This is a genomic window from Nitrospirota bacterium, assembly GCA_016214855.1.
Taxonomy (GTDB): Bacteria; Nitrospirota; Thermodesulfovibrionia; order Thermodesulfovibrionales; family UBA6898; genus UBA6898.
Genome location: JACRMT010000002.1, coordinates 137,719 through 163,707, shown reverse-complemented (window position 1 = coordinate 163,707; position 25,989 = coordinate 137,719). Strand labels below are relative to the sequence as shown.

Sequence of the window (25,989 nt, the reverse complement as noted above, 5' to 3'; positions counted from 1 at the left end):
CCTCCTTGTGAAATATTTGGTTGAAACCAACCATGCCTTTATTTGCTATTGACTATACCATACCACTTAATTATGAATCAGCAACGAACGCATTGTGAAGGATTGTGAAGGAACTCAGGCAGGCCTGTTTGGCAGCGATATGGTGAATGTTGTCCCTTTGCCGTATTCGCTCGCTGCAGCAATCGTTCCTTCATGGGCAAGGACCAGTTCCTTTGCTATGGCAAGCCCAAGTCCGAGACCGCCCCTGCTCGCCTTGTAGAACCGTTCGAAGATAAACGGCAGGTCCTCTTTTCTTATCCCCTCACCGGTGTCCGAGACCTCTATGATGACAGCTTTTCCCTCTCCCATGGCCTTTACCTCGACCTTGCCTCCTCCGGCAGTTGCCTTGAGCGCGTTGCTCAGGAGATTGATCACCACCTGGCTCAGCCGGTCAGGGTCTGCCTGCAGCGTGATGGCCTGTCTGCAGTCAAGCGCCAGGCCCACACCCTGGTCGCTGAACATCTTGCGGTACCGCTCGATAATGTTCCGAAGGAAGGTATCGAGACTGACCGCCTGCTTTTCAAGACTGAGGCTGCTCGCTTCTGCAGACGACAGCTCTTCGAGGCCTTCGATGATCGCCTTGAATCTCCCTATCTCTGCATGGAGCGACTGGATATGCTCCTGGTCAAGCGGTATCAGTCCGTCCATCATTCCTTCAAGTTCACCCCGTATGGCACTCACCGGCGTCCTGAGTTCATGAGCAATATTTGACGTCATCTTCTTCCTGAGCGATTCCTGGACCTCAAGAGCATGGGCCATTTTATTGAATGCCTCAGAGAGTCTGTTGATCTCATCAATGCCTGATGCTGCGACCCTGCTGGCGAGATTACCCTCCGCAACATCAGCAACTGCCCGGGTAAGCTGCTCCACCGGGGTGGTGAGCCTCTTTGAGAAAATGACGCTCAGAAACACTGCCGTGCCGCCCATGCCGAGAAGCGAGAAGATAAGCAGCCTGTTGGAGCGTTTGACAAAGAAGAGCTCCTTCTGGCTGCGCAGAAATCTGAGCTCCACCCTGCCGATCTCCCTGCCGGAGAGAAAAAGTGCATAGGGCTGGAATCTGCCCGCTTCATCCTTATACCTGAGGCTCGAGATCGCAACGATCCGCTTTTTCACATACGGAGAAAGAATATTGACCGCGCTGTCCGTATCGATCACAAAGGAGCCGTCTGCATCATACAGTTTCATTTCAAAGCCTAACATAAGCGCCCAGACCGTATTCTCGACGATCTCCGGGTTTGGCCATACGCTGTATTTTTCGAAGGTGCTTTCGAGCGAGGTCGTGATCCATGAAGCCCTGTCCTCGACCTCTCCCTCGAGATACCCCCTGAAGTCCCTCACCATAAGCTCCCGAAGGACAAGGGCAGAGGAAAGGGCGATCGCAGAAACCGAAATGAGAATAAGGAATACCCGGAACCAGAGTTGTCTATACATCTTTTTTGATCGAAAAGCGATAGCCCACGCCGTAGATGGTAAGGATGATGGCAGGGTTTTTGGGGTCATCCTCGATCTTGTGTCTGATATTCTTGATATGGGCATCTATGCTCCGCTCGTAACCTTCGAACTGGTACCCGAGCGCCTTGTCAACAAGCTCCTCGCGGGTAAAGACCTTGCCCGGCGCTGATGCCAGACTGAAGAGGACCTTGAATTCGGTCGGCGTGATATCAACCACCTCGCCATGTTTTTTCACTGCATAGCTGTGGCCGTCGATCATAAGGCTGCCATGATTAAAACTCATCGGTTCAGCTGAACTGAGGTCTTCCTTCTGAGCCCTTTTCAGCAGCGCCTTAACGCGGTACACCAGCTCCCGCGGACTGAAAGGCTTTACCACGTAATCGTCCGCACCAAGCGCAAAGCCGGCAACGCGCTCCTCTTCAGAAGACTTGGCCGTGAGCATGATGATCGGGATATCGCCGCTTTCCTTGATCTCCTGACAGACCTCCTCACCGGTGGTATCAGGGAGCATGAGGTCAAGGATGACCAGCAGGGGTTTCTGCGTCAGGAGGGCTGCAACCGCATCCTTGCCCTTCTCAAAGTGAAGGACCCTGAAGCCTGCCTCTTCGAGATAGACCTTCACCACTTTTGCGATCTTCCGGTCGTCCTCAACAATAAATATCGTCTGCATAACTTCCATTATACCCTGCGAACAACAGATTCTGTCATGAACGAAAGTCGATCACTTCCATCTTTCCGGCCAGTGCCTTCCAGTCGAATTCCAGAAGGTTCCTGACACGAGTGTTGAGGACTTTATTTTTGACAGCCTGGATCCGATCGGCTTCCCTGGTGATGCCATAAAACGGAAGCATCACAAAAAAAGCCCGGTCAACAAAATCCTGCAAAGGGGTCAGGACATCCTCTCTCCTGGTATGGTATGCATCTTCTCCCTGGCTGCACGGTCTTGTGAAAACGATGAACTGCCGGCATGCTGCAGGTCGCACCGGATAGATCGAACAGACATTATCCATGAGAAATGGGCAGGGCGGCTTGCCGGCATGAGCAGCAAGCTGCCCTGCAAGAACAGTCCTGCTCTGCCCCGTTATCTTTTCGATCGCGTACCAGTATATGCCGGCAAGTTCAAGGGGATACAACGGGATATCAGCCTGCGAATCGCAGCAGACTGCACACCCTTCCCTGCAGGCTGACCTTCTCAGTGTTTTCCTCTTCTCCCGTTTTATGGCAATATCAATACCTCTGTCGATGATCTCGTATCCATCAAGGAGCAGGGGAAGCCATGCAAACCGTGCTTCGTCTTCAGAAAAATGAAAGCGTTTTATCTCAGCATCCTCTGTTTTTCGGGACTTCTTCATGTTAATTGCCTTATGCCTGAAATATCACAACATAGCATTGCAGCTATTTTATCTGCCTTATTATAACAGGACTTATCCTTTTCACCTGTTTCCTGATGAGAATCGAAGAGACGGCGGCAGCGAAGTTACGGTTTGAGTACAAACAGCACCATATTTATTAATTCATGAAATTGCGGTAAGGTATCAGGTATGAGATCAGGGGGGGAATTATGACAGCGCCTCATGGGACGCTTGCACGGTTTGCCTGGCTGTCGATAGCAGCTGCGCTCTTGACCATGGCGCTGAAGACCGCTGCATACCTGCTGACCGGTTCAGTAGGATTGCTGTCGGACGCGATGGAGTCCCTGGTCAACCTGGCCGGAGCGCTCATGGCCCTTGCCATGCTCACCATAGCTGCGCGGCCTGCTGATGAGGATCATGCATACGGTCACAGCAAGGCCGAATATTTCTCGAGCGGCGTTGAAGGCACCCTTATCCTGATAGCGGCCATCAGTATTGCCGTAGCAGCAGTACAGCGGCTTTTCGCGCCGAAGCCCCTCGAACAGATCGGGCTTGGACTTGTGGTCTCTGTTGCTGCCTCACTCGTCAACCTGTTTGTGGCTCTCATACTGCTACAGGCTGCAAAAAGCTACCACTCTATCACTCTAAAGGCAAACGCACAGCACCTGCTGACCGACGTCTGGACGTCTGGCGGTGTTCTGATCGGCGTCGGTCTGGTCGCCATAACAGGATGGCAGCAACTGGATCCCTTCGTTGCGCTGATCGTTGCCGGTAATATCGTCTGGTCAGGGGTTCGCATTGTGCGTGAATCGGTATTCGGGCTGATGGACGCGTCACTGCCCGTCGAAGACCTCAGCGTGGTGCAGGGTATATTGGACAGGCATTGCAGGACGGACATCCAGTGCCATGCACTGCGTACGCGTCAGGCCGGCTCACGAAAATTTGTATCGTTTCATGTGCTTGTGCCGGGTGAATGGTCGGTCGATAAAGGTCATGATCTTCTGGAGCAGATGGAAAATGATATCCGTAATGCCTTGCCGAATGTGACGGTATTTACCCACCTCGAATCAATACATGATCCTGTTTCCTGGGACGACATACCCCTGGATCGTGCAAAATGTTCCGCGCAAAAAGACGACCTGCCCATTCCCTGATCCTTTGAGCAGTATAACTTGATATGCCATTCAGATCCCTTTTATACTCCATACATGCCGAGCACCTGCGGGATCTGTAAATACGGGTATGACACCAAGCCTTCCGGCGAGAAGCCATCACCAGGCACGGTCTGGTGCGGCAAGCGTAAGATCCAGATGGCAAAGCCCCGCCAGATGGACTGTTTTATGCCTATGCCGGGCATGAAGATCCATCACTGCGTCGACTGCAGGCGGGCCAGGATAACCCTGCCGTCAGGCGGCGCGCTCCAGCTGGGCAATGTCTGGTGCGACCGAAAGAAGGCCGAGATCCATAAGATGCGGTCGATGGACTGTTTTGAATAAGCAGAGCATAAAATAATCACGGTTCAGGCAGATCTTATAAATCCTTAGACTTCCTGCTCATTTTGTGATAGTACATAGGGCATAGACCACAACAGTGGCAGCGGCCCTGAAAGTTCTCATGAACGATCAGCGCCGGAAAAACAGGAGGGGTGCTTACGCTGTCCCGGACGACTAAATCTATCATCCTCGGTCTGGTCACTGCCCTTGCAGGACTCATCATAGGGATACTCCCTTTCGGTGTAAGCCTTGAAGAGGGCACAGGCCTTTCCCTTCTGTTCAGACTCAGAGGGAGCAGGCCTGTACCATCCGAGGTTGTGGTTGTCAGCATAGATAAACGGTCTTCGGATGAGCTCGGCCTGAAAAATGATCCCAGAAAATGGCCGCGTGCTCTTCATGCAGAGCTGATCGACAGGATAATGGCTTCCGGCGCTTCCGGTATTGCCTTTGATATTTTTTTTGAGGAGCCGAGATCAGGAAGGGATGACCTGATCTTCGCCGACGCCATACAGAGATCAGGAAGGGTTATCCTCTGCCAGAGACTTCTTGCTGAGCGCTCAGATGCACCTGACGGCAGCGGATTATATACGGAACGGCTTGTCTCGCCCGTCTCAGCCCTCGAGAAAAAAGCGTTTGCATTGGCCCCGTTCCCGATGCCGAAGGTGGCATTAAGCGTAATCAGGAACTGGATGTTCAAGACCAGCGCCGGTGATGCCCCGACACTCCCGATAGTCTCGTTTCAGCTTTTTGCCATAGACGCGTATGAAGACTTTCTTGCAATGCTGAGACAGACCGGCACTGCCATTCCGAAAGATCTTCCCGGGGACAAGCTGTCAGTCATGAAGCGCGGTGCAATGGTTTACGCTATTCAGGAGATACGCACAGCCTTCGAAAAAGACCCTGATCTGGAGACAAAAATGCTGAGGCTTCTTGACGAGGGAAGGCATGGCGGCACGAAATTGCAGCGTCTCAGGTCACTGATCGGCATGTATTCGGGTGATGCCAGAAAATATTTAAACTTCTACGGCCCGCCAGGCTCAGTTCAGACAATCCCCTATGATCACATGCTCGGCACCGGAAAGACCGGCCTTGAGACCGCACCGGACCTCAAAGGGAAAATGGTCTTTGTCGGCTTCTCCGAACTGTACCAGCCTGAGCAGAAAGATACATTCTTTACGGTCTTTTCCCAGGAGGACGGCCGTGACATCAGCGGCATAGAGCTGGCTGCGACCGAATTTGCCAATCTGATCGAAGACATGCCGGTGAAGCCGCTCAGCTTCGGTTTGTATCTCACGGTCATGTTCTGCTGGGGATTTGTCATGGGAGCTGTCTGCAAAACGCTTTCTCCCATTGCCTCGGGTGTAGTAGCAATCTTCTCGGCAATATTGTACCTGTTTTTTGCGTTTTCCCTGTTCAAGACATCAGGGGTCTGGTATCCGGTCCTTGTTCCTGCGTTTATCCAGCCGACCTTTGCTTTTGTGGGAGCTCTGCTCTGGAAATATGCCGACGCCAACAGAGAGCGGAAGAACATCCGCAATGCCTTTGGTTACTACCTTCCGGGAGACGTGGTGGACAGACTCGCGAAGAACATGACCGGGCTCAGGACAGACAGCAAGGCTGTCCAGGGCGTCTGCCTCTATACTGATGCCGAGGGATATACATCGCTTGCAGAGACCATGGACAGCCAGAAGCTCGGCCGGCATATGAACCAGTACTATGAGATGGTCTTTAGTCCGATCAAGGAACATGGAGGTACCATTTCGAATGTGGTGGGCGATTCGGTGCTTGCGCTCTGGCTTGGCACAGAGACTGATAAAAAACGCCTCAGCAGTGCCTGCAGTGCAGCGCTTGAGATCAGCAGGCAGATGCTTTCCTTTGAGGACAGGGTTGCCGGATCGTACCAGTTGCCGACGCGGATTGGTGTCCATGCAGGCCAGATCATGCTCGGCAACGTGGGTGCTGCCGACCACTTTGAGTACCGGCCTGTGGGCGACATCGTGAACGCTACGACAAGGCTCGACGGATTGAATAAACTGCTTGCCACGCGAATCCTGATCTCTGAAAGTGTGGCTGAGCATCTCGAGGGATTTGTGATCAGGGAGATCGGGACTTTCCTGGTGAAAGGGAAGGCCAGTCCCATGAAGGTTTATGAACTGATCTGCAGAAAAGAAAACGCAGAGGCACATACCGGGCTGGCCTGCAGCGCATTTTCCGAAGCCCTCTCACTCTTCAGGCAGGGCTCATGGAAAGAGGCACAAAGGGGATTTTCAGCATGCCGTAAAGCATTCGGCGAAGACGGCCCTGCGCGCTTCTATCTCGACCTCTGCAGCCGGTATCTTAACAATCCGCCGGAGGGGGAATGGGACGGCGTGATAAGGATGGACTATAAATAGATGGCTGAATTATAATCAACCAACAATCCGGGGGGAACTATGAACACAACTGGCAGACTGCACTCAGCGTCCTATCTTGCGATCATTTTGAATATACTCTTTTTTCTGTCAGGCATGGCATATGCCGACTCCTGCACTGACTGGGTCGCAAAGCTCGACTCTTTTCAGGGAAAGGTCCAGGCAAAGCGAACAAGCGGTGTCGAATGGAAACAGGTCTTATCGAAAGACTCCTTCTGCGCCGGCGACATGCTGCGGGTCATGGAAAAGAGCCGTGCTATCATTGTATTGAAGAATGAGACGGTCATGAGGCTTGACCAGAACACAACTATTACCCTCGCAGCACCAACCCAGCAAAAACCTTCTCTTCTGGACCTGATCAGGGGGGCAGCCTATTTCATCAGCAGAACGCCTCAGAAGTTCAGGGTGAACACGCCTTTCCTGAATGCAGGCATTGAGGGCACTGAATTTCTTGTGAGCGTCGGGGACCGTGATGCCATGGTCTCGGTCTTCGAAGGTATTGTACTGGCCGAAAATAATGCGGGTGCTGTCACGCTGACTCAGGGCCAGACCGCATCAGCAGCTGAAGGCAGGACACCGGTTTTGAATATTACGATCAGGCCGAAAGACGCGGTGCAGTGGACCCTCTACTATCCACAGGTCATTTCCCTGAAGCAGGACGGCATTTCTGCTGATTGGCAGAATCAGGTCTCTTCTCTGCTTTCTGTCGGCAGAGTTGATGAGGCGAACATCGAACTCGAAAAGGCTCTGGGACAGGAGCCCTCCAACAGCGCTGCACTCAGCCTCCAGGCTGTCATCGCTGTTGCACAGAATGAAAAGGATAAGGCACTTGAGTATGCAAGAAGAGCTGTAGCTTCAGCGCCGAATTCAGGGTCAGCCCATATTGCGCTTTCCTATGCGCTCCAGGCAAGATTCGATCTTGCAGGTGCAGTTCAAAGTGTCAAAACAGCAGTGCAGCGGGAGCCGAATAACGCGCTTGCCTGGGCGCGGCTTTCAGAGTTGAATCTGTCACTTGGAGACAGGAAAGAGTCTCTTGCTGCGGCAGAAAAAGCTGCCGGGCTTGCACCTGATCTTTCGCGCACACAGACAGTCCTCGGTTTTGCCCATCTTTCACAGATCAGGACAAATGAGGCGATGACAGCATTCGAAAAAGCAGCAGGTCTTGATCCTGCTGATCCTCTGCCGAGACTCGGGCTCGGACTTGCAAAGATAAGAAAGGGCCAGCTTGAGGACGGAAGGCGCGAGATAGAGATAGCAGTAAGCCTTGATACCGGCAATGCCCTGATCAGGAGTTATCTTGGCAAGGCATATCACGAAGAGAAGAGGGACAGCGTTGCGTCTGACCAGTTCATCATGGCCGAGGCTGCTGATCCGAAAGACCCGACTGCCTTCTTTTACAGCGCGCTCCAGAAGCAGACCCAGAACCGACCGGTTGAGGCTTTGCAGGACCTTGAAAAGTCCATGGCGCTGAACGATAACCGTGCTGTGTACCGCTCACGGCTCCTTCTTGATGAAGATCAGGCAGCAAGGGGTGCAAGCCTTGCAAGGATATATGATGATCTCGGATTCCAGCAGCTTGCATTAAGCGAAGGGTATAAGTCGGTCAATGCTGACCCGGCCAATGCCTCTGCCCACCGGTTTCTGTCTGATTCCTATGCAGCGCTGCCGAGACATGAGATAGCCCGCGTAAGTGAGCTGCTTCAGGCCCAGTTGCTTCAGCCTGTGGGCCTCAACCCGGTGCAGCCGCACCTTGCAGACCCCGGTTCCTTCATTCTCCAGGGGTCGGGACCGGCAGATGCAGGGTTCAATGAATATAATTCTCTCTTTAACAGAAGTCGGTTCTCTCTTCTGATGAGCGGTGTTGTTGGAAGCCATAACACCTTTGGTGATGAGATGGTGGTATCCGGCCTGCACGATAGACTCTCATTAAGCGTCGGCCAGTTCCACTATGAAACCGACGGGTTCCGGAAGAACAATGATGTGCGACAGGATATTTACAATGTATTTGTCCAGTATAGCGTCTCGTCCCGGACAAGCGTACAGGCAGAATTCAGAAAAGAGATCAAATCCTACGGCGATCTCGCACTAAGATTTTTTCAAGACAACTTTTCGGAAACATTGCGCAATAAAGACGAGATGACATCCGCCAGAATTGGATTGCACCACTCCCTTGGACCGGGCTCAGACCTGATCGCTAACATAGGTTATCAGAAGTCGAAGTTCACCTATCATGAGATATTCCCTCCTGTTATCAGCTCCTTTGACTTAGACGTCGTGGATGATCATAGTCTCAGCAGTGAGGTTCAATACCTTCTGAAAAGAGAAAAGTTCGATCTTATTGCCGGCCTGGGATATTTCAGTATTGATCGTAACGTAACGTCGAAATATGTCTTTGTCGCTCCTCCCGAATCAGTGAAGGATACGATGGATAATAAAATATCACATGAAAATGTTTATCTCTATTCAAAAATAAACTTTCACAAAGATTTCATTTTTACTCTCGGCTTAAGCGCTGATCTATTGAAAGGCGCTAATTTCGATAAAGACCAACTCAATCCAAAGTTCGGTTTGATCTGGTCGCCGCTCCCTGACACTACAATCCGTGCTGCTATATTCAGAACACTGGAGAGGACGCTCACCTCAAGCCAGACCATAGAGCCTATACAAGTCGCCGGTTTTAGTCAGTTCTTTGATGACGGTGAGGGCACTGATGCCTGGACCTACGGTATTGGTATTGATCAGAAACTTTCGAAAAATGTCAGTGCCGGGCTTGAATATTCACACAGACAGCTCGATCTGCCGGTAAAGGTCATTAGCAGTGGCGGTAGCCCTGTAATCAAGGTTGCTGACTGGAAGGAGCGTTTTGGCAGGGCGTATCTTTACTGGACGCCCCATAAATGGATTGCGCTGAGCGCGGAATATCTTTACGAGCGGTTTGACAGGGACCCGGCGTCTTTTCCTGAGGTTGAGCATCTCGATACGCACAGGTTTCCTCTGGCCATTAATTTCTATCATCCCTCCGGAATCACCGCAAAAGCCAAGGCCACGTATATAACACAAGAGGGCAAATTCAGCCCCCTGACTTCTCCTTTTGCGGTCAGCGATCAGTCAAACTTCTGGCTATTCGATGCGTCGATTGGATACCGGCTGCCGAAACGGATAGGAATGATTTCGATCGTGGGAAAAAATCTCTTTGATAAATCATTCAAGTATCAGGATATTGACCCAAAAAGTCCGATCATACAGCCGGGGCGATCGGTCTTTTTCAAGCTTACGTTGGCTCTGTAACAATACTCTGCAAAAAGGAGGTGGAGCGAGGAGTAAGAGTCAGATTGCAAAGAAAACCAGTTGAAAGAGCAGTAAGACAGGGAACGAAAAAACATAAAATAAGGAGGAAACAGCATGGCGAAGAAGACATTTGATATCCCGGGAACAGCAAGAAAGATGATCGTTGAACACGATAGCGAAAAGAAACTGATCAGTGTTACAGATGAGAATGGCAAGGCTGCGAAGAAAGTGAAGATGGGGGCACTGAAGATCAAGATCGGCGATATCGAGGCAGCAATCATTGACGCGCCCGATGGTACGACCTTTGTGACAAAACATAATCCGACTTGCCGCTGGGCCAAGATAGGTGGAGTCTGGTATTACATCTGCAGCTGAGATCGAAGTTGACTGAAAAATGTAGTTCTTAAGCCTCAGGCATTGTCGAGAGCCTTATTGAGGTGCTTTGCACCTTAAATTTTCGTTATTAGGGGAGATAGTTTAGAGCAGCGGGCGCACTGTTTTACAGTGCCAGAAAATTCTTAAGGAGGACGCGAGATGAAAAAAGTATTAGTGCTAATCGTAGGAGTGATCTTTGTTCTTGGTCTTGGAGCAAGTGCATTTGCTGTCGTGGGAGCTGGGCCAAAGGAAGTGCAGCCTTTCGATTTTACTGATTTACAAGGCCCAATGCCAGCAGTGGAAAACCCATTACTACCGAGAATAGTAAAAACAGTTGTGACCACACCAAACCCGACCTGCCGCTGGGTCTTTAAAAACGGTCAGTGGTATTACATCTGCAGCTGAACTAAGATATTTCTGACAGGCAAGGAAAGGCCTCCGGCAATGCCGGGGGCCTTTTTTATTGTGCGGCCAGAGGGAGTGAAAAGGAGAAGGTGCTGCCTGCGCCGGGAACAGACTCCACCCAGAGATCTCCTTTATGTGCATCAATGATCGATTTCGCGATAGCAAGGCCGAGACCATTGCGAAGACCAGTAAGGGTCAGGTCTACACATTACACATGATGGCTGAATCTGTTTTGCGTCTTCAGCCATGAATCAAACCATTGCGGGGCACCTCAACATTGTTAGAACATAACCCCACCTTCGCCTCCCCTTACCTCAAGGGGAGGGCCGAAGGAATTAGGAGGGGGCTTTAAAAATATCCTGAGTTTCAGGAACTCCCCGCTGCCTAAGGCACCTGCTCCCCGCCTGTTTCAGGAGGGGTAGCCGCAGGCCGGGGTGGTAATTGCTTGACATGGACAGAGGCCCCGAAAATTCCAGACCTCTACAGTTCATCGCCTTTTATTGGCTTTCGGGCCGGCACCTTTGCAAGCATCTTTCTGAAATCTTCTTTTTTTGCACGTTTGGCCCTGTCTTTCAAATAATCTTCTGTCATCAGGGCAGAAATTTTTTCCGACACAGCAGCTGAAATGAACTGGTTGATCGAAACGCCTTCTTTTTTTGCCACCTCTTTGATATGACGATGGATTGACTCTGGTAACCTCAGGCTTAAAGCGCTCATAATACATCCTCCAATAGTTCTTTTGGTGTCAGGGCTCTAACACCAAATTTTTCAATTCCTTTGAAATCCCTCATGTTGTGGGTCACAATAATACCTGTTTCGGAGGCAACGGCCAACTCCAATATGTGGTCGTCATTGGGATCAGGCAAACAGGGCCGCCATAAAAAATGTATCTTCTGATGGTCACTCTGCAAACAGAAATAATCCAGCAACTTTTCAATGTCACCGCCCGATAACCCTAATATCTCCTGATATCTTTTCAGAATATCCTCATATTCAAACAACAACGTCGTTGATATAACCATTTTCAGGTCATCGCTTGCTATTGCCGCCAAGACCTTAAAAGACGCTCCCTTTGATGAATAAAGTCCTGCATAAAGCACATTTGTGTCAAGGATGATCCTGATCTTATTGCGCATTTAATAATACTATATACGGTATTACAGAATTGTCAATCGGAATTATGTTTGCGGGTCGAAACAGCCTTTTTTATTGTGCGGCCAGAGGGAGTGAAAAGGAGAAGGTGCTGCCTGCGCCGGGAACAGACTCCACCCAGAGATCCCCTTTATGTGCATCAATGATCGATTTCGCGATAGCAAGGCCGAGACCATGGCCTTCATATTTGCGTGTTTCGGCCTGTCCGAGCTTTGAGAACTTCTGGAACAGCTTTGGCATGAGATTCTCAGGAATACCGGGCCCGGAATCCACAACGCGGACGATCACACGGTCTCCTTCATAACTCCCGTTGATGCTGACCGACCCGCCTGAAGGCGTGAATTTTATGGCATTGCCGGCAAGGTTGCTAAAGACCTGCCCGAGCCTGATCGGGGCACCGTTGACCAGCGGAAGCTTTTCGCTGACACTGATAGAGAGAGAAACCCCTCTGTCACGGGCCAGGCCCTGAAGCGTTCCCGCAGAACAATTCAGAACTTCAGCAACATCAACAGGTCCCAACTCAGACTCAATGCCCATCTCGATCCTGTTGATATCAAGGACATTACCAATGAGCGATCTCATGCGGTCAACCGCGGTATGGATCTCTTTGAGAAACTCCTGTCCTTCTGTATCAAGACCGTTGAAGCGCTGCAGAAGTTCGGCATAGCTGTATATGACGCTCAAAGGGGACTTCAGGTCGTGGGCAACATGGGCGACAAATTCGTTCTTCAGTTCGTCAAGCCGCTTCAGCATGACATGTTCTTCCATAACCTTCTTGTATAACGATGCATTTTCAACGGCCATTGCAGCCTCTCCGGCAATGGCCTGCATGAGATCAAGCTGTTCCCGGTTGAAATGGTCAGGCTCAGGATGATGCAGTGTGATGATTCCGGTGACGTGGCCGCGCCTGATAAGCGGTGCCGAAACCGCCGAGAGAGTTACGAGGGAATCGTCAGGCAGCGATATCCAGCGGCTGTCCCGCCTGGTGTCAGAGATAATATCTGCTTTGGCGTGCCTGTACACCCACCCGCCAAACCCCTTCTCCATGACAGCATCGACTGTCTGTTCCTTCACCTCAGGGGAAAGGTCCTGCCGCGCGAGGATGCTTTTTGTGATTCTGCCGCGACTGTCCAACAGAAAGATGCTCCCGACCGATGCGCCAAACACCTGCACCGTAAAGATCAGCACCCGACTCAGCACCTTATCGAGATCGAGCGACGACGAGAACTCGCGGGTGATCTTGTAGAGCAGCCAGCCTAAAGCAGGAGACATCTGCTCCTCAGCGGTTGGGTTGAGATCCTCCTGGTTCATGCCTTCATTATAGAGAAAACCGCACAAATGTCCACTGTTTTATTGGCAACAGCGTAACGCTTCAGTTGTTGGTGGCAATCCTCCTCCCCTTTCCAAGGGGAGGTCGGGTGGGGTATCGGAAAATGAACAAAAACCTCCCCATACCCCTCCTTGGTAAGGAGGGGATCTTGAATCTGTCCACTGAAGTGTTACAGAACAACCCCTTAACAGGGAAGCTCCTATTTTCTCAGATGGAACGGCACGCTGGTCGAAACGACTCCTTTTTTGAAGAGCAGTATCCCTTTGAGAAATAGAGCCGTCTGGTTATGCAGAAGGTGATGCCACCACCTGGTCGGCACGAACTCCGGCAGCACCACCGTGATAACACCGTCCGGGTAATGGTCTCGTATGCCGTCTATATAGTCCATGAGAGGCTCTGTTACTGACCGGTAAGGAGAATGCAGGATCTCGAGTTTTACTCCCATGCAGCGGGAGTCCCACTTCTCCTTCATCTTTCTGGTCTCGACAGGGTCTATGTATACATAAACAGCCGTGACATCATCAGAGAGCGCCTTTCCGTATCTTATAGCCCCGATGACCGCCTGCTGCATGCCTGAGATCGGGATGATGACCGAGTGGTGCTGATAATCCATTTCCTCGATAACACACCCGTCAATTGAGAGCTGATCGGCAACGGACTGATAATGCTGATGGACCTTTCTTGTTAGAAACACAAGCACCGGTATGGCGACCAGCACCATCCAGGCCCCCTGGCTGAATTTTTCGACAGCAATGATTATCAGAACTACACCGGTGACAAGACCTCCAATACCGTTTATCACTGCACTCTTGATCCAGCCTCTTCCTTTTTCTCGCATCCAGTGCTTCACCATGCCGACCTGGGAAAGGGTAAAGGCCGTAAAGACGCCGACAGCATAGAGCGGAATAAGGGAATGGGTGTCACCCCTGAAGAGCACGAGCAGCAGGGCAGAGAGGAAACCAAGGATAAGTATGCCGTTCGAAAATACCAGCTTGTCTCCGCGGTTGCTGAGCTGTCTCGGCAGGTACCGGTCATTTGCCATGATCGAGGAAAGCCGCGGAAAATCCGCATATGACGTATTGGCTGCGAGGATCAGGATGAGCGCTGTGGCAAACTGAATGCCATAATAGATGGGCCCTTTCGAAAAGATCGTTCTGGTGAGCTGCGAAAGCACAGTCTCGTTCTCGTTCGGCAGGATAGCATAATAATGCGCGTAGTATGCGATGCCGACGGTGAGTATGGCCAGCGTAACAGCCATCCAGATAAGCGTGATGCCGGCATTTTTTGCCTCAGGTGCCTTGAATGCCTTGACGCCGTTGGAGACTGCTTCTATGCCGGTGAGTGTGGCACAGCCCGAGGCAAAGGCCTTCAAAATGATGAAGGCAGGGAATATTGCCGAGGCAGGCTCCCTGAGGGCTGCATAAGCGACAGATGGATGTGAAAAGGAGTTTGCAAAGCTTGCTCCGATGAGCAGCAGCAGACCGCCGATGAAGACATATACCGGCAGCGAAAATGCCTTGCCTGATTCCCGCACGCCTCTCAGGTTCATGAGCGAGATGAACAATATGGCAAAGAGGCAGAGTGAGACCGTATGGTCGCGCATCAGGGGAAAGGCTGAGGTTATGGCAGCAATGCCTGCAGAGACGCTGACCGTAACCGTAAGCACATAGTCGATCAGGAGGGCCGCCCCTGCCACAAGACCGGGATAGTCGCCAAGATTGTCCTTTGCAACGATATACGCGCCGCCGCCCGAGGAATATGCATGGATCGTCTGGTAATACGATGTTGCCACGATCAATACGAGCACCACGATCGCTGCAGCGATCGGCAGAAGGTAGTTCAGAAATGCTGCTCCGCCGACCACAAGGGCAAAAAGGATCTCTTCAGTTCCATATGCTACGGATGAGAGGGGGTCAGAGGAAAAGACGGCCAGACCCATGGTCTTTGAGAGGCGTTCGTGCTTTTCCTTGATGGTTTCAATGGGACTGCCGATAAGAAAACTCTTGAGAGACATGATAGTACTCCTCTGAGGGCTGAAGGAGAAAATAAAAAACCGCCGGGCGGCGGTCGTTATTCCTGGCCTGGCCCTTCCATATGCCTACGAGGTTAGCTGACGGGCTCGGGCCTGGAAGTGCCCTATTCCCGATATGCGATCGGGAAATACGCCCCAAAATCTGGGTCCCCCGCATCCATCTCCATCGAAGCGATGAACAATGGATCTCGGCTGCATGTATTAATTGCATGCTAACTCCGCATGCGCAGACCTGTCAATGGTAACAATAGCCATTCTGCAATTCTTTACAACATTTTTACGCACCGGAACAGAACAGGGAGCGTCTCCTGTCTTGTAATTTCAGCAGGCATATGCAACCATAATCAATGATCAAGATAGCTGGACGCGGCTGGCTCCTGAGCATCGGCAGTGTTGCCGTCTGTACGGTCCTGGCAGGTATTTTTTCACCATACGTTACCCATGTCGATCTTGCGATGATATACCTCCTGGGAATCGTTGTTACCGCAAGCTTCAGCAGTAAGGGACCATCTCTCCTGGCCACACTTCTGAGCGTCGCTGCCTTTGATTTCTTTTTTATTCCCCCATACTTTACCTTTGCGGTGCACGATGCACGATACGTCGTTACCTTTGCTGTAATGTTCGTCGTTGCTGTTGTGATCAGCAGATTAACCCTGCGAGTGCGTGAACAGGCAACTGCAGCGCAGCAGGCGCTTTTAAGGGCTGAGACCGAGGCGCTGCGAAGCACTATGCTCAGTTCGGTTTCGCATGACCTTAGGACCCCGCTTGCAGCTATTACCGGCGCTGCAACGACCCTTCTGCAGCAGGACGCAATTCTTGATCAGCACAATAAGCAAGAGCTTACAAAGACCATTGCTGAAGAAGCTGACCACCTGAACCAGATCATCCGTAATGTGCTGGATATGACACGCCTTGAATCCAGGGCCATAACCATAAAGAAGGAATGGCAGTCCCTGGAGGAGATCGTCGGGGTTGTGCTGAACCGGCTTTCTGGAAAGCTCAAAGATCGTCATGTCGCAGTCAGCCTTCCTGGAGATCTGCCGCTGATCCCCTTTGACCCTCTGCTTATTGAGCAGGTCCTTATGAATCTGTTTGATAATGCACTTAAATATACGCCCGCCCGGACGCCGCTTGAGATCTCCGCATCTGTCACGGAATCCGAAGTGACGATAGAAATTGCTGACAGAGGTCCGGGTCTTCCTCATGCAGGCGAAGAACGCATCTTTGAGAAGTTTGTGCGCGGCCCAGGACCCGGGGGCGGCATCGGCTTGGGACTGGCGATCTGTCGGGCAATTGTAACTGCCCACGGTGGCAGCATATGGGCCGAAAATCGCATTGGCAAAGGAGCAGCCTTCCGCTTCACCCTTCCGTTGGAAGGTGAACAGCCGTTGATGGAAAAGGAATGAGGTAAGCCGTATGGCCGAGGATAAGGGATTAATACTCCTGATCGAGGACGAGCCGCAGATGCGCCGCTTCCTGCGGATAACGCTCCAGGGTCACGGGTACCGCCTTATTGAGTCGGGTACGGGACAGGATGGCTTGACTCAGGCAGCAACACGAAATCCGGATGTCGTGCTGCTCGATCTCGGCCTGCCCGATATCGACGGAATTGAGGTTACGAAAAGGCTGCGGGAGTGGACTCAGATCCCTATCATTGTTCTTTCTGCACGGGAACAGGAAGAGGATAAGATCAGGGCGCTTGATGCAGGCGCAGACGACTATCTGACCAAGCCCTTTGGCGCAGGCGAACTATTAGCCAGAATTCGAGTGGCGCTCCGTCATACGGCAACGCAGCATGGCGAAGAGGAGGCAGTCTTTGTTCTGGACAACCTGAAGGTCGACCTTGTGAAGAGGCAGGTGTTGCTTGATGACAGAGAAGTGCATCTGACCCCTATTGAATACCGGCTCCTGACGACACTGATAAAACATTCCGGCAAGGTCATTACCCACAGTCAGCTGATGAAGGAGGTCTGGGGCCCTGCATATGTGAACCAGAGCCATTATCTGCGCATCTATATGGCCCAGCTTCGCCATAAGCTGGAGGCTGATCCTGCGCGGCCGCGTTTCTTCATTAATGAACCCGGTGTCGGTTACAGACTAAAAGTGGATTTTGATGAACTGAGCGGGTGATTATATCGCATAATTGCTTTCCTCGCTTCTTCGGCAAAGAAGAGGACAAAGGCAAAGGGGATGAGCACAAGCCATGTGCTCATGGCGATCGGATAAGTGCTGAATATCCTGTTTCCCCAAGGGTGGTACACAATGAAGAACTGGAGTGCCAGCTCAAAGGCTATGCCGACAAATATCAGCCTGTTCGTGAAGAACCCGATGCTGAAGACAGATTCCCTGAATGACCTGCAGGCAAAGACATTTGCTACCTGTGCGATCACGATGCCGGTAAGACAGGCTGTAGTTGCCTGAATATAGAGGATGTTATTGGGAGGCAGCATCTCACCCCATTGCCATCCGCCCTGTTCCATAACATGGAAAAATCCGAAGAGACCTGCTGAAGCCTCGATCGAGCCGAGAAAAAGAAAGACCAGAGAGAGCACTTTCGCATTCAGCAGCTTCTCCCGGGGGCTGCGGGGAGGCAATGCCATCAGACCTTTTGTCGGTTTTTCGGCCCCGAGAGCGAGACCTGGGATCAGGTCAGTCCCCAGGTCGATGGCAAGCACCTGCATGATTGTCAGAGGCAGTGGCACTCTGAAGATCACAAAAATGACGAACGGCACCAGTTCAGCAACATTCGAAGTGAAAAAGTAGACAATAAATTTTCGTATATTTTCAAATACTGCCCTGCCTTCCTCGACCGCATTGATGATCGTGGCAAAGTTGTCGTCGAGCAGTATCATGTCTGACGCTTCTTTTGCTACGTCTGTGCCTGAGATGCCCATGGCGATGCCTATGTCTGCCATCTTGAGCGCAGGGGCATCATTGACGCCATCGCCTGTTACGGCAACCCGTTCTCCCTGCTCTTTCAGAATCGAGACGACCCGCATCTTGTGCTTGGGCGTCATACGCGCAAAGATGATCTCTTTTGCAGAGAGTTTTTCTCGCAGTTCATGGTCATTCATAGTGACGAGCTCGGAGCCTTCTATAACGACCGGCTCTCCTCTTACCAGGCCTATCTCGCGCGCTATGGCAACGGCTGTTCTGCTTCCATCGCCGGTGATCATGATCACCCTGATCCCTGCCCCATGGCATTTTGTTAAGGCATCAGGAACTTCAGGACGCGGCGGGTCTTCAAGCCCGATCAATCCGAGGAAGACGAGATCAGATTCAAGGGCCTGGGGGCCAGGGATTGGGGATTGGGAGCTGATTACTGACAGCTGATCACTGTTCGCTGCCGTTTTATACGCAAACGCAAGTACCCGCAGGCCGCTGTCCATCAGCTGATGATATGCATTCATCGCCTGCTTGCGGAACAGCTCATTCATCTCCTGATTCGCCCCGTCAATCAGGTATCTGCTGCATAAAGGCAAAATGCTCTCCATTGCGCCTTTTGAGAAGACGTATTTTTTATCTCCGATCCTGTTCAGTGTTGTCATCCTCTTGCGGTCAGGGTCAAAAGGTATCTCTGAAATGCGCTCTGCATCGAGACTGCCCATGCCTTCTGTTGCGAGCTTTAGAAGAGCCGTTTCTGTGGGATCGCCCTGGTATTCGTTATCAGCATAGCGGGCATTATTGCAGAGGAACGCAGCCTGCATCAGCACGTCTGTTGCCTGCGGCCTATAGTCCTTTGCCTCAGTGATCCTGTTATCTGTCCATATTTTTGATGCAGTCATCCTGTTCTGGGTCAGCGTACCGGTCTTGTCAGTGCAGATCACGGTTACACAGCCCAGGGTCTCTACAGAAGAAAGGTTTTTGATGAGGGCCTTTCTTTTTGCCATCCTCTGACTTGCCATGGCAAGGGCAAGGGTGACGGTCGGCAGCATGCCCTCAGGGACCAGCGCCACAATAACTCCTATCGCAAAGATGAAGTTCTCCCAAAAGACCCTTCCCATGAAATGGCCGATGACAAAGAAACTGAGGCCGATGATCGTAGCAAGAACGGCTATGATCCTGGTGGTCCGGGTTATCTCTTTCTGAAGCGGGCTCAGGCCTGATTCAACAGCGCTGGTTAGATGGGCAATTCTTCCGAACTCTGTGCTCATGCCGGTTGCGAAGACCAGTCCCTTGCCCGAGCCGCTTGTTACGGTTGTTCCGGCAAACACAATATTGGGACTATCCGGCAGCTCTCCCTGAAAAGGGCTATGGTCTCTGAGGCTTGCCTCTGACTCACCCGTCAGGGCAGCGTTATTCACCTTGAGCGTTGAGCTTTCGATCAGGCGTGTGTCAGCCGGTATCCTGTCTCCTTCTGAAAAAAAAACAATGTCTCCGGGCACGACCTCCCGGGAATGGACCTGTTTTTCCTTTCCTTCCCTCATGATCCTTACCTGGAAGGGCAAAAGTTTCTTTAGCGCCTCGAGAGCTTTTTCTGCACGGTATTCCTGAATAAAGGTGAAAATTGCATTGATTACAATGACGCCGATGATCGCAAAACCGAGGGTTGCCATGCCTTCACCGGAATGGAGATAGTCGGAAAGGAACGAGAGGCCTGCACCAACCCAAAGCAGGATCGCAAGAAAATGTGTGAACTGGCTAAAAAAGCGCAGGGTGAGACGTGTCTTATGCACCTCCCTGATCTCGTTGAAACCGCTCTCAGACAATCGTTTGGCTGCCTCTGCTTCTGACAGGCCTTCCTCAGAACTGACAAGCTGCCTGAGGGCTTCCTCCTTCGAGAGGCCGTTAATCCTCATGACGCGGTTTCAGAATGATCAGGTCGCAGGGTGTGTCTTTAAGCACTTCTTCAACCGGATTGCCTTTCAACAGGGATGTCAGAAGGTTCCGCTCGCTTGCTCCCATGATGATAAGGTCATGTCTTTTTGCGAATGCTTCTATGGTAATGTTCCGGGCAGTTTGTCCGGGCAGGTGACGGCCTTCATGTTCAATGTCATGCTCTTTAAGATAGGTCATGAAATGCGCGATGTCCTGTGATCTGCGCTCCGACCACTCCGGCTCTGTCAGATGGATCTCCCCATGAAAGAATTTCGTCAGGGGTCTTGGGGCATGGAAGACAAAGACCTTTGAGCCGAAGGCATGGGCCATATGCGTGACAAAGGAGGCGCGCTCGGTAACGTGATCGAGTTTTTCTTTGAGCGGGACCAGTATCTTGCCGGGATGCACTCTCCCTGAATGTACTACGCGCACCAGGGCAACCGAGCAGGGAAGCTTCAGGGAAAGACTCCGCGCTATCGTACCTGCATAGAACCTTCTTTTTATGTCTTCCCGCCGCGTTGCGGCAAAAACAATGCTGATATTCTCATGCTGAACGATCTTCCTGATATCTGCGACAGGATCGCCCATTTCGGCAATGCTCTCAGCATGCACGTTCAGGTCCTTTGCCTCATTGAAAAGACGTTTTACTGCATCCTCGGCTGTCCGGCAGTTATGCTGCGACATACATTTCCCGGCAACAAAACAGATATAGAACTTTGCGTTATTTTCTTTCGCAAGATGCAGGGCATAGCGCGCAGCAACTTCAGAGTTCAGATGTTCATTGACCGCAGCAAGGATCTTCTTATACATGGCTACGCACAGGATACCACCAAACGGTTGTCAAGGCAACGAATGGCAGGCAGCTCTCGTTGAAAGACAAACAGCAGCGAAAAGGCTGACCATCCCGCGCCGATGAGGAACTTTCAGGTTATCGACACGTGCTGTACCCTACAGCAGATCAGCACACACCTATTTTATCAACAGTGTGATAGAATAATTCAATGAAATCAAAGGGGAAAATGGTCGGGGCGAAAGGATTTGAACCTTCGACCCCACGGTCCCGAACCGTGTGCGCTACCGGACTGCGCTACGCCCCGAACATGACATAATAGAAAGCAAGCCTGCCGCTTGTCAAGTGAGTCTCAAGAACATCGTATATCTGAAGGCATAAGATATGGACATATCGAGCAGAGTCAACATAGTGAAGATCAGAGATGCCTCTGTCGAAGAGGTCGAGGATGTTGTTGCTGTTGAAAAAAAAGTAAGAATATCAGTGAATGGCGATCACGCACTCAGCCTCTATTGCAGTCCGCAGATGATCAGGGAGTTTGTCGTCGGCGTGGTCTTCAATGAGGGTCTTATCTCAGGGGGATGGTGTGCAGAGAGGATATCGATCACCTATGGCGATGAGATCAATGTGGATATTCCGGCGAGCGGTACGATCGCTGCAGGTGAAAAGGTTGTCACCTCTGGCTGCGCCGGCGGCATAAGCCTGAACAGACAGCTTCCCGAAAATAAAATATCTGATCCCGCGGTCTTTGATCTTCAGGATATAAGGGCACTGTACCATGAATTTCAAAAAAGATCTGAAGGATATAAGGCAACGGGCGGAGTCCATAGCGCAGCCCTTGCAGACAGCCAGCACATACTCGTCTTTACCGAGGATATCGGCAGACATAATGCCGTGGACAAGGTGATCGGGTATGCGCTTCTTGAAGACATACCCTTCCCCGGAAAGATCATGCTTGCAAGCGGCAGGCTCTCGTCTGAGATCGTTCTGAAATGCGGACGCTGCGGCATCCCGGTGATCATCAGCAGGGCAGCGCCTACGAGCCTTTCCGTTGAGATCGCTGCTTCGTCCGGCGTGACCCTTATCGGGTTTGCCCGCGGAGACAGAATGAATATCTATACAGGAAAGGAGAGGATACGACTATAGGTCGAAGAGCTTCTTTCTGAGGATCACAATCTCAAAACTGACAGACGCCAGCGCAACAAGGCTGTGTATGTACCCAAGTCCTGCATCAAGCACCGAATTATTGCCGTTGTCAACATAGAGAAGACCAATGATCTTGTCCCTGATCGTGACCGGCATCATGCAGCAGTCCTGGGGCGTTCCGTTCAGCCGTTCAATAAGCAATGCATTGCCCGGTATCTTCAGAAGGGGGCCTCGGTAATAGGTCTTTCGGCTAAGGACCTCTGAGAATATGGACTGACCTTCAGCAGACGTATTAAACGCGTCTATATCAACCCCGCGGGCCTTCCATCCGGAAACGGCATTACCCTTGACCAGGAACACTGCAGCCCTTGACGCAACCGTCTTCGTCATGCTCAGGAGTATACCGATGACCTCTTCCTTATCCCGCACTGCGGCAAACTGCTCTTTCACCTTCAGGATCTGCTTTGCCTCGTCCTCGGGTTTCTTCTCCTCCGCAGCCTCCTCCCTGCCAAAGACACTGATGTAACGGAGGTCTCTCTTGATGTCGTAATATTTTTCAAGGCAGTAGAGGAGCCTCAGTTCTGTAATGACATAGGGGACAATATCAAGCCCGATGAGAAATCTCATCTCGTCAACACTCGACATGGATCGCGGGTCGAGCATGGCCGCATGCAGCCTATTGCGGTCTTTCTTAAACGGCAAGATCTTGTATTTATCGGCAATCTCTGCGGTGATGCTTGCAATGACCTCCGGGTCAATAGCATTCAGATCAGCGACCTTGACTGCCGGGACCTTAAAAAAAGAACTCAGGAAGGAAAGCATTTCATTCTCTTTGACAAAGCCGAGCTCAATGATGTTCGACCCGATCCGTCCGCCGAAGATAACCTGTCTCTCAAGGGCCTTCTTAAGCTGGTCCCTGGTGATGATGCTGTCTTTGATTAATGCCTCGCCAAGTTTCATCAGAGCTATTGTATCACTTTATCCCGTATTTATATAAGCGGTGTCTGAAAGACCTGAATGAAAGATTGAGAAGCTTTGCAGCATCGGTCTTGCTGCCATTAGCCTTTGCCAATGCCTTCAGGAGATAGTCCTTTTCGATCTCCTCAATAATCTTTTCAAGGTCAACGCCCTCGTCATCAACAGCGGGGAGGCCTGTATCCTTGCGTGAAGTTAGAAAGAACTCTTCGGGAAGGTCTTCCGGCAAAATGGCATCTCCTTCAGTCAGCAGGACAACTCTCTCGACCATATTCTCAAGCTCCCGCACATTGCCTTTCCAGGGATACTTCATGAGTATGCGAAGCGCTTCTGAAGTGAGCTTCTTCGAGCCTCCGGAAAACTTGCGGAAAAAATGGTCCAGCAGAAGCGGGATATCCTCAGGCCGTTCCCTCAGCGGCGGCATATGCAAAGGGATGACATTCAGCCGGTAGAAAAGGTCCTCCCGGAATTTCCCTTCTGCTATTGCTTCGGCCAGGTTCCTGTTTGTCGCAGATAGTACCCTGACATCGACCGTAATGTCTGCTACGCCGCCCACCCTTCTAAATATGCCGTTCTCGAGCACCCGCAGCAGCTTCGGCTGGAGGGACAGCGGCATTTCAGCTATTTCGTCAAGGAGGATGGTCCCCTGGTCAGCGATCTCGAAGAGCCCCTCCTTGTTCTGTACAGCACCGGTGAAGGATCCCTTGACATGGCCAAAGAGTTCTGTTTCAAGAAGCCCTTCCGGGAAGGTGGCACAGTTGATCGTGACAAAGTTCTTGTTCTTTCTCATACTCAGGTTATGCAGGGCTGCAGCGACCAGTTCCTTGCCGCAGCCGCTCTCGCCGGTGATCAGCACGGTCGAACTGCTCTGGGCAACTTTTGGGATCAGCCTGAAAAGTTCCTGCATCCTGGGGCTTTTGCCGATGATGTTCTCAATGCGGTAGGTGGTCTGAACCTTCTCTCTGAGAACAGAGATCTCCTCGCTGAGCCTCTTCTTCTCAAAGGCCTTGTTAATGATAAGACGGATCTCATCGATCTTGAAGGGCTTGTGAATGTAGTCGTACGCCCCCAGCTTCATTGCTTCTATGGTCGATTCTGTTGTGCCGAAGGCAGTGATCATGATCACAATACTGGTAGGCGATATTTCTTTCACTTTCCTGAGGACCTCAAAGCCGTCTGCTCTCGGCATCCTGATGTCCGTGATCACGATATCGAAAATGTCCTCCTGGATCATCCTGATGCCGTCCTGCCCGTCTGAGGCTGACAGGGTCTCATACCCCTCCTCCTCCAGCAGGATATTAAGCACCTCGCGCATGCTCTTTTCGTCTTCAATAATAAGAATTCTGCCTTTATTTTCCATAGGTCCTCGGTAGTATGATCTCAAAGGTCGTCCCTGAGCCAAGCTTGCTCTTTACCACGATCCTTCCCTGATGCTCCTCCACGATCCTGAGCGCAATAGACAATCCGAGCCCGGTCCCCTTATCTTTTGTGGTATGAAAGGGATAAAAGATCCTCTCCAGGTCCTCGGCAGCCATGCCGAAGCCCGTGTCGGAAAATATGACCGATATCTTATCCGGCGTTTCCTTTGTTGAGACCGTCAGCTCACCGCCCTTTTCCATGGCCTCAAGGGCGTTGATGCCGAGGTTCCAGAAGACCTGCCTTATCTTCTGCGGATCCAAAGAAACAATCAGTTCCCCATCGCATTCCGGACGGACAATGATATCCCCCATGCTCTGCGCTCTGTTTCGAAGGAGTTCAAGCGTATCGCGCAGAAGCGCATTCAGGTCCGCGTTCTGAATATCAAGCGGCTTTGGCCTTGAATAGGTGAGAAAATCTGTCACAATAGTATTGAGCCTCTCCGTCTCATTGATAGCTATTCCCATAAGCTTGTCACGGTACTTTTCCGGGATCCTGCCCTCCCTGAGCATCTCTATGGATCCCCTGAGGGATGCGAGCGGATTTCTGATCTCATGTGCGATATTCGCAGACAGTTCGCCTATTGCCGCCCATTTTTCCTTGTTCTTCATCTCATTTTCGAGTTCTTTCAGCGCAGTCAGATCCTGAAAGATGCCGATGAACCCTGTTTCCTTGCCGCTGATATCCCTCAGGATAGAAATGTGTATCCCGATGATCTTCTTCTCATGATTATGTCTGTTCAGGACCCCATCCTGCCGTCCTTCCCTGATCGGAATTTTCAGGAATGGCAGGCCATGCTCTATGGTCCTGCCGATAATCTCCTGTTTTGCCGTGCCGGTAATCTGCTCGGCAGCTCTGTTAAAGATAAGCACCTTTCCCTCAATATCGGTCGTAACAAGACCGCTCGGCAGGCTCTCGATAACCTTCATGTTAAAAAGCTCCAGGTCTCTGAGATGCGTGTCTTTCTCGGCAAGCTCCTCTGTGGTCTTTTCGAGCCGCGAGGAGAGATAGCCCGCAAGATAGGCGGTAACATAGAGCGAGATGGTATGAATAAAAATATTATACAGAAACTGTTTTTCCAGCATGGTCCTTTCGTAGGGGATAGGTATCAGGCCGTAAAATTGCAAATCGAGCATGGCTCCATACAGGATGCAGCTCATGCTTGCGACAATGTAACCGGCTTTCTGATTAAGCACTATGCTTGAGGACATCACCGTAAGGATCAGGGTAAAGGAGAACCAGCTCTCAATGCCGCCCGTAATATAGATAAGCGCTATCTCGGCAAAGACATCGAGGACGAGCTGAATGTAAGCAAAGAGAAAAACCTTTTTAATGCGCTGTATAAGCAGGACATACAGTATGGTGAGGCTATAGAGCGCAATAATAAAAAAAGATATGGCACGGGGGTTTGGAAAAAATTCTATTTTAAAAATGAATGCAGAGCCAAGGAGCAGGCTGACAAACAAGGCCCTGAATACAATCAGGGCCTTGAGTCTTAGATGCATGGCGGCATCT

At 51.2% G+C, this 25,989-nt stretch carries 22 protein-coding genes and 1 tRNA gene; 9 read left to right on the top strand and 14 right to left on the bottom strand.

Going from position 1 to position 25,989, the window contains the following annotated elements:
• Positions 1 to 114: 114 nt before the first annotated feature.
• Genes HZB62_00845 through HZB62_00835 form a run of 3 tightly spaced genes read right to left on the bottom strand, consistent with a single transcriptional unit; the run spans position 115 to position 2,843 of the window.
• Positions 115 to 1,470, bottom strand: coding sequence for a HAMP domain-containing histidine kinase (locus HZB62_00845; GenBank protein ID MBI5073712.1), 1,356 nt, complete (start codon positions 1,468 to 1,470; stop codon positions 115 to 117).
• Entirely contained in the window at positions 1,463 to 2,170 is a 708-nt protein-coding gene (locus HZB62_00840) for a response regulator transcription factor (GenBank protein ID MBI5073711.1), read from the bottom strand. The genes HZB62_00845 and HZB62_00840 overlap by 8 nt, the downstream gene beginning before the upstream one ends.
• 25 nt (positions 2,171 to 2,195) lie before the next feature.
• Positions 2,196 to 2,843 (bottom strand): YkgJ family cysteine cluster protein, encoded by a 648-nt coding sequence (locus HZB62_00835; protein MBI5073710.1) that lies wholly within the window; start codon positions 2,841 to 2,843, stop codon positions 2,196 to 2,198.
• Between the two features lie 209 nt (positions 2,844 to 3,052).
• Between HZB62_00835 and HZB62_00830 the strand changes: the two genes are divergently transcribed.
• From HZB62_00830 to HZB62_00805, 6 genes are all read left to right on the top strand, one after another.
• Positions 3,053 to 3,997 carry a cation transporter gene (locus HZB62_00830; protein ID MBI5073709.1) on the top strand — a complete coding sequence of 315 codons (945 nt, stop codon included), beginning with the start codon at positions 3,053 to 3,055 and terminating at the stop codon, positions 3,995 to 3,997.
• Between the two features lie 54 nt (positions 3,998 to 4,051).
• Positions 4,052 to 4,339, top strand: coding sequence for a hypothetical protein (locus HZB62_00825; GenBank protein ID MBI5073708.1), 288 nt, complete (start codon positions 4,052 to 4,054; stop codon positions 4,337 to 4,339).
• A 149-nt stretch (positions 4,340 to 4,488) separates the two neighbouring features.
• The gene (locus HZB62_00820) at positions 4,489 to 6,729 is read left to right on the top strand and encodes an adenylate/guanylate cyclase domain-containing protein (protein ID MBI5073707.1); all 2,241 of its coding nucleotides are present in this window, start codon (positions 4,489 to 4,491) and stop codon (positions 6,727 to 6,729) included.
• 39 nt (positions 6,730 to 6,768) lie between these two features.
• The gene (locus HZB62_00815) at positions 6,769 to 10,035 is read left to right on the top strand and encodes a TonB-dependent receptor (protein ID MBI5073706.1); all 3,267 of its coding nucleotides are present in this window, start codon (positions 6,769 to 6,771) and stop codon (positions 10,033 to 10,035) included.
• 114 nt (positions 10,036 to 10,149) lie between these two features.
• On the top strand, positions 10,150 to 10,410 hold the full coding sequence (locus tag HZB62_00810) for a hypothetical protein (GenBank protein ID MBI5073705.1): 261 nt from the start codon (positions 10,150 to 10,152) through the stop codon (positions 10,408 to 10,410).
• A gap of 159 nt (positions 10,411 to 10,569) precedes the next feature.
• The gene (locus HZB62_00805) at positions 10,570 to 10,815 is read left to right on the top strand and encodes a hypothetical protein (protein ID MBI5073704.1); all 246 of its coding nucleotides are present in this window, start codon (positions 10,570 to 10,572) and stop codon (positions 10,813 to 10,815) included.
• 55 nt (positions 10,816 to 10,870) lie between these two features.
• Here the strand turns inward: HZB62_00805 and HZB62_00800 are convergent, their stop codons facing one another.
• From HZB62_00800 to HZB62_00780, 5 genes are all read right to left on the bottom strand, one after another.
• A complete protein-coding gene (locus tag HZB62_00800) occupies positions 10,871 to 11,014 on the bottom strand; it encodes a hypothetical protein (GenBank protein ID MBI5073703.1) in 144 nt (47 codons plus the stop codon).
• Between the two features lie 281 nt (positions 11,015 to 11,295).
• On the bottom strand, positions 11,296 to 11,532 hold the full coding sequence (locus HZB62_00795; protein MBI5073702.1) for a toxin-antitoxin system HicB family antitoxin: 237 nt from the start codon (positions 11,530 to 11,532) through the stop codon (positions 11,296 to 11,298).
• On the bottom strand, positions 11,529 to 11,951 hold the full coding sequence (locus HZB62_00790) for a putative toxin-antitoxin system toxin component, PIN family (GenBank protein MBI5073701.1): 423 nt from the start codon (positions 11,949 to 11,951) through the stop codon (positions 11,529 to 11,531). Before HZB62_00790 ends, HZB62_00795 begins: the two co-directional genes overlap by 4 nt.
• A gap of 70 nt (positions 11,952 to 12,021) precedes the next feature.
• On the bottom strand, positions 12,022 to 13,278 hold the full coding sequence (locus tag HZB62_00785) for a GAF domain-containing protein (GenBank protein MBI5073700.1): 1,257 nt from the start codon (positions 13,276 to 13,278) through the stop codon (positions 12,022 to 12,024).
• A 218-nt stretch (positions 13,279 to 13,496) separates the two neighbouring features.
• Complete coding sequence (locus HZB62_00780) at positions 13,497 to 15,311, bottom strand: APC family permease (GenBank protein MBI5073699.1); 1,815 nt, start codon at positions 15,309 to 15,311, stop codon at positions 13,497 to 13,499.
• Between the two features lie 365 nt (positions 15,312 to 15,676).
• Here HZB62_00780 and HZB62_00775 point away from each other — a divergent pair, with 365 nt between their 5' ends.
• Both HZB62_00775 and HZB62_00770 read left to right on the top strand, forming a co-directional pair.
• Positions 15,677 to 16,735, top strand: coding sequence for a DUF4118 domain-containing protein (locus tag HZB62_00775; protein ID MBI5073698.1), 1,059 nt, complete (start codon positions 15,677 to 15,679; stop codon positions 16,733 to 16,735).
• A 10-nt stretch (positions 16,736 to 16,745) separates the two neighbouring features.
• On the top strand, positions 16,746 to 17,459 hold the full coding sequence (locus HZB62_00770; GenBank protein ID MBI5073697.1) for a response regulator: 714 nt from the start codon (positions 16,746 to 16,748) through the stop codon (positions 17,457 to 17,459).
• On the opposite strand, the gene HZB62_00765 is transcribed toward HZB62_00770, so the two are convergent.
• From HZB62_00765 to HZB62_00755, 3 genes are all read right to left on the bottom strand, one after another.
• On the bottom strand, positions 17,420 to 20,128 hold the full coding sequence (locus HZB62_00765; GenBank protein ID MBI5073696.1) for a cation-transporting P-type ATPase: 2,709 nt from the start codon (positions 20,126 to 20,128) through the stop codon (positions 17,420 to 17,422). The genes HZB62_00770 and HZB62_00765 overlap by 40 nt on opposite strands.
• Positions 20,118 to 20,957, bottom strand: coding sequence for a universal stress protein (locus HZB62_00760; GenBank protein ID MBI5073695.1), 840 nt, complete (start codon positions 20,955 to 20,957; stop codon positions 20,118 to 20,120). Before HZB62_00760 ends, HZB62_00765 begins: the two co-directional genes overlap by 11 nt.
• Positions 20,958 to 21,167: 210 nt before the next feature.
• Positions 21,168 to 21,244 (bottom strand) — tRNA-Pro (locus HZB62_00755).
• Positions 21,245 to 21,321: 77 nt separating this feature from the next.
• Here HZB62_00755 and fdhD point away from each other — a divergent pair.
• Complete coding sequence (gene fdhD, locus HZB62_00750) at positions 21,322 to 22,083, top strand: formate dehydrogenase accessory sulfurtransferase FdhD (protein ID MBI5073694.1); 762 nt, start codon at positions 21,322 to 21,324, stop codon at positions 22,081 to 22,083.
• Here fdhD and HZB62_00745 read toward each other — a convergent pair.
• Genes HZB62_00745 through HZB62_00735 form a run of 3 tightly spaced genes read right to left on the bottom strand, consistent with a single transcriptional unit; the run spans position 22,078 to position 25,979 of the window.
• Positions 22,078 to 23,043, bottom strand: coding sequence for a hypothetical protein (locus HZB62_00745; GenBank protein ID MBI5073693.1), 966 nt, complete (start codon positions 23,041 to 23,043; stop codon positions 22,078 to 22,080). The two genes, fdhD and HZB62_00745, sit on opposite strands and share 6 nt — an antisense overlap.
• Before the next feature lie 13 nt (positions 23,044 to 23,056).
• Positions 23,057 to 24,418 (bottom strand): sigma-54-dependent Fis family transcriptional regulator, encoded by a 1,362-nt coding sequence (locus HZB62_00740; GenBank protein MBI5073692.1) that lies wholly within the window; start codon positions 24,416 to 24,418, stop codon positions 23,057 to 23,059.
• Positions 24,408 to 25,979 carry a PAS domain S-box protein gene (locus HZB62_00735; protein ID MBI5073691.1) on the bottom strand — a complete coding sequence of 524 codons (1,572 nt, stop codon included), beginning with the start codon at positions 25,977 to 25,979 and terminating at the stop codon, positions 24,408 to 24,410. The genes HZB62_00740 and HZB62_00735 overlap by 11 nt, the downstream gene beginning before the upstream one ends.
• Positions 25,980 to 25,989 lie beyond the last annotated feature (10 nt).